Annotated in this window: 3 protein-coding genes and 1 pseudogene; 2 read left to right on the top strand and 2 right to left on the bottom strand. The window is 68.2% G+C overall.

The window, feature by feature from the left end; translation table 11 throughout:
• Nucleotides 1-879 (top strand): annotated as a pseudogene (locus A5744_RS07460) (FAD-dependent monooxygenase); the annotation flags it as partial.
• Here the strand turns inward: A5744_RS07460 and A5744_RS07455 are convergent.
• Nucleotides 876-1,673: a crotonase/enoyl-CoA hydratase family protein gene (locus tag A5744_RS07455; protein WP_076059741.1), complete on the bottom strand. Its 798-nt coding sequence runs from the start codon at nucleotides 1,671-1,673 to the stop codon at nucleotides 876-878. The pseudogene A5744_RS07460 and the gene A5744_RS07455 overlap by 4 nt on opposite strands.
• Complete coding sequence (locus A5744_RS07450; RefSeq protein WP_076059739.1) at nucleotides 1,670-2,815, bottom strand: thiolase family protein; 1,146 nt, start codon at nucleotides 2,813-2,815, stop codon at nucleotides 1,670-1,672. The genes A5744_RS07455 and A5744_RS07450 overlap by 4 nt, the downstream gene beginning before the upstream one ends.
• A gap of 275 nt (nucleotides 2,816-3,090) precedes the next feature.
• On the opposite strand from A5744_RS07450, the gene A5744_RS07445 reads away from it, so the two are divergent.
• On the top strand, nucleotides 3,091-3,650 hold a 560-nt coding region (locus tag A5744_RS07445), incomplete at its 3' end, for a wax ester/triacylglycerol synthase domain-containing protein (RefSeq protein ID WP_276206961.1).

Genomic DNA, 3,650 nt, shown 5'->3' with positions numbered 1-3,650 from the left:
GGGGGCGTTGGCGGGGGGCGCTCGGCCTGCTGTGTTGGTTGGGGGTTGACCCGGCCGGCATGCCGTTTCACGGCATCGCCTACGTCGGCGAACATCGTCGGGCCGAGGCGCGGTTTCGCGCCGGCGCCGGGCCGGGGCGTGCGGCGCACCACGTTGCACGCGGCGCTCGCCGCACGGGCCAAAGAGCAAGATACCGAGTGGATCCGGGCGAAGGTGACAGCCGTCGAGCAGGATGCGCGCGGCGTGACGGCGGCGGGGGTGCGCGCGAAATGGTTGGTGGCGGCCGACGGATTGCATTCGGCGGTCCGGCGCGCGATCGGAATCACAGCGAAGGCCGGCAGACCGCGCCGTTTCGGCGTGCGCTGGCATTTCCGGGTGCCGGTGTGGTCGGAGTTCGTCGAAGTGTATTGGTCGCGCTGGGGCGAGGCATACGTGACGCCGGTGGAACCGGATCTGGTCGGCGTCGCGATCCTGTCCAGCGGACAACCTGACCTCGCCTGGTTCCCGCGACTGGCCGAGCACCTCGCGGGCGCCGACCGCGGAGCCGCGCGCGGCTGCGGCCCGCTGCGCCAGGTAGTCCCCCGCCGGGTTGCCGGCCGCGTGCTGTTGGTGGGCGACGCGGCGGGCTATGAGGACGCGCTGACCGGCGAAGGCATCAGTCTGGCCGTCAAGCAGGCGGCCGCGGTCGTCGGGGCAATCGTTCGTGACGATCCCTCGTCATACGAAGCCGCGTGGCACCGGATTACCCGCGACTATCGCCTGCTGACCCGGGCGCTGGTGCTGGCCAGCACGCCGCGGGTAGTTCGCCGTGCCATCGTGCCGGCGGGCGCGCTGTTGCCCGGCGCGTTCCGGGCCGGCGTGAACGTGCTCGCCGGTTAGCGCGCCTTCCAAACCGGATCCCGCTTTTCGGCGAACGCGAGCGGTCCCTCCTTGGCGTCCTCGGATCTGATCAGGACACGCATCTCGCGCATGGTGCGCTCCCAGCCCACTTCGTCGGCGGTGATCACGCCATCGTCGACCCCGCAGGCGATGCGCTTGCTGGCCTGCACTGACAGCGGCGCATTGACGGTCACCCGCGCCGCCAGCGCCAAGGCCGCATCTAGCACCGAGCCCTCCTTGACCACCTGGTTGACCAGGCCCCACTCCCAGGCGTCGGAGGCCGTCAGTGGCTCACCGGTCAACAGCAGCTCCATCGCCACCTTGCGGGGCAGCTGGTTCACGATCCGGAAGACGCCACCGGCCGCGGCGATCAGCCCGCGCTTGACCTCGGGTAGCCCGAATTGCGCATGCTCGTGGGCAACCACCAGGTCGCTGGCCAGCGCCAGCTCGGTGCCTCCCCCGAATGCCGTGCCGTTGACCGCGGCGATGGTGGGCTTGTCGATGAAGTGGTGCACGTAACCGGCGAAGCCCCATTCACCATGGTTGGGGTGGTACAGGTTTTCCCGGCGCGAGATCGCCTTGAGGTCGGCTCCGGCGCAGAACGACTTGTCACCGGCACCGGTGATCACCACCGCGCGCACCTCGGGGTCGTGTTGCGCGTCCTCCAGCGCGTCACCGACCCCGATGCTCACCGCGCTGTTCACGGCGTTGCGAGCCTCGGGCCGGTTGATCGTGATGACCATGACGTTGCCGGTCCGGTCGACCAGCACCGCCGGCTGCGCGGCTTCGGTCACAGGAGTTCCACGATGGTGGCGTTGGCCTGGCCCCCGCCCTCACACATTGTCTGCAGGCCGTAACGAATTCCCTTGTCCCGCATGTGATAGAGCAGCGTGGTCATCAATCGCGCGCCCGATCCGCCGAGCGGGTGGCCGAGCGCGATCGCGCCGCCGTTGGGGTTGAGCTTCTTCTCGTCGGCGCCGATGTCCTTCAGCCACGCCAGCGGCACGGGCGCGAACGCCTCGTTGACTTCGTACGCCCCGATGTCGCCGATGGAGAGCCCGGATTTCTTCAGCACCTTCTGCGTCGCCGGGATCGGCGCGGTCAGCATGATCACCGGGTCGGCTCCGGCCAGCGTCGCGGTGTGCACCTTGGCGAGCGGCTTCAGACCGAGCGACTTGGCCTTCTCGGCGGACATGAACAGGATGGCGGCGGAGCCGTCGGAGATCTGCGAGGAGTTGCCGGCGTGGATCACGCCGTCCTCCTTGAACGCCGGCTTCAGCGACGCCATCTTCTCCATCGGCGTGCCGCGGCGGATGCCTTCGTCCTTGAGGACGACGTTGCCGTCCTGGTCCTTGATGCCCACGATCTGGTCGTCGAAAGCGCCGGAATCCTGTGCCGCCGCGGCCTTTTCGTGCGACCCCAGGGAGAACTCGTCGAGCGCGAGCCGGTCGAGGCCCCACTGCTCGGCGATCATTTCCGCGCCCAGGCCCTGGTTGGGCGTCCGGTCGTAGCGGTCCTTGAAAGCCTTGGGGTACGGGTTGCCGCCGCCGGCCAACGACGATCCCATCGGGGTCCGCGACATCGACTCCACGCCGCCGGCGACGACGACGTCATAGTGCCCGGCCACCACTCCTGCGGCGGCGAAATGTATGGACTGCTGGCTCGACCCGCACTGGCGGTCGACGGTCACGCCCGGCACGGTCTCCGGCCAGCCGGCCGCCAGCAGCGCGGTGCGGCCGATGTCGAGGGCCTGTTCGCCCGCCTGCATGACGCAGCCCCAGATGACGTCGTCGACGATCCCGGGGTCGATGCCGGCCTTGTCCGCCAACCCGTTGAGAACCTGCGCGGACAGGTCGGCGGGGTGCACCCCGGACAGCCCGCCGTTGCGTTTCCCGATCGGTGAGCGCACTGCCTCGACGATGACGGCTTCAGCCATGATGGTGTCTCCTTTGACAGACAAACTAACGAAGTGCTGTTGGGTCGATTGTCAACCAAGGGTTTGGGCGGTTATGTGGCGGGGTGGTCAATTCGCGACCGGTGGTCACATCGGCCACATGCGCACCTCGAGCTTTGACTATTATCCGGCGGCACGCCGAGATTGCCGCCACGGTCGTCGTCAGCACCGGGATCACAGCCCTCACGGCAATTTCGGCGCTTCTGCGAACCAGAAATTTGTTCACCACCGGCGTCGAGCACGGCGATAATGGTTGGGTGAAGCGGCTCAACGGCATGGATGCGATGCTGCTCTACAGCGAGACGCCGAATCTGCACACGCACACGCTGAAGGTCGCCGTCGTCGACGCTGCCGAAAGCGAGTTCAGTTTCGACCTGTTCCGCCGCACGCTGCTACGCCGGTTGCATCGGCTGGATCCACTGCGCTACAAGCTGGTCGACATCCCGTGGCGAGCGCATCACCCGATGTGGCTGGAGAACTGCGAGGTTGACCTCGACTACCACCTGCGCCGGGTTCGGGTCCCCGGCCCCGGTGGTCGCCGCGAGCTCGATGAGGTCATCGGAAAGGTCGCGACCACCCCGCTGGATCGCAGCCGTCCGCTCTGGGAGTTCCACTTCGCCGAAGGCCTGGCCGGTGGCCGTGTCGCGCTCATCGGCAAGCTGCACCACGCCTTGGCCGACGGGGTGGCGTCGGCGAATCTCCTTGCTCGACTCATGGACTTGCCGGGGCCGGTGCAAGACGAGCGCGACAACGACACGGGTTGCGTCCCGCCATCGACGGCGGAGCTGCTGCGGGCGGCGGGACGCGATCATGTGCA

It is taken from the genome of Mycobacterium sp. IS-1264 (assembly GCF_001954195.1).
GTDB lineage: Bacteria > Actinomycetota > Actinomycetes > Mycobacteriales > Mycobacteriaceae > Mycobacterium.
This window is presented reverse-complemented; position numbering and strand designations above follow the sequence as displayed.

Excerpts from the sequence above, each read along its gene's own strand:
- A5744_RS07450 (WP_076059739.1), bottom strand. The coding sequence starts at position 2,815 with ATGGCTGAAGCCGTCATCGTCGAGGCAGTGCGCTCACCGATCGGGAAA.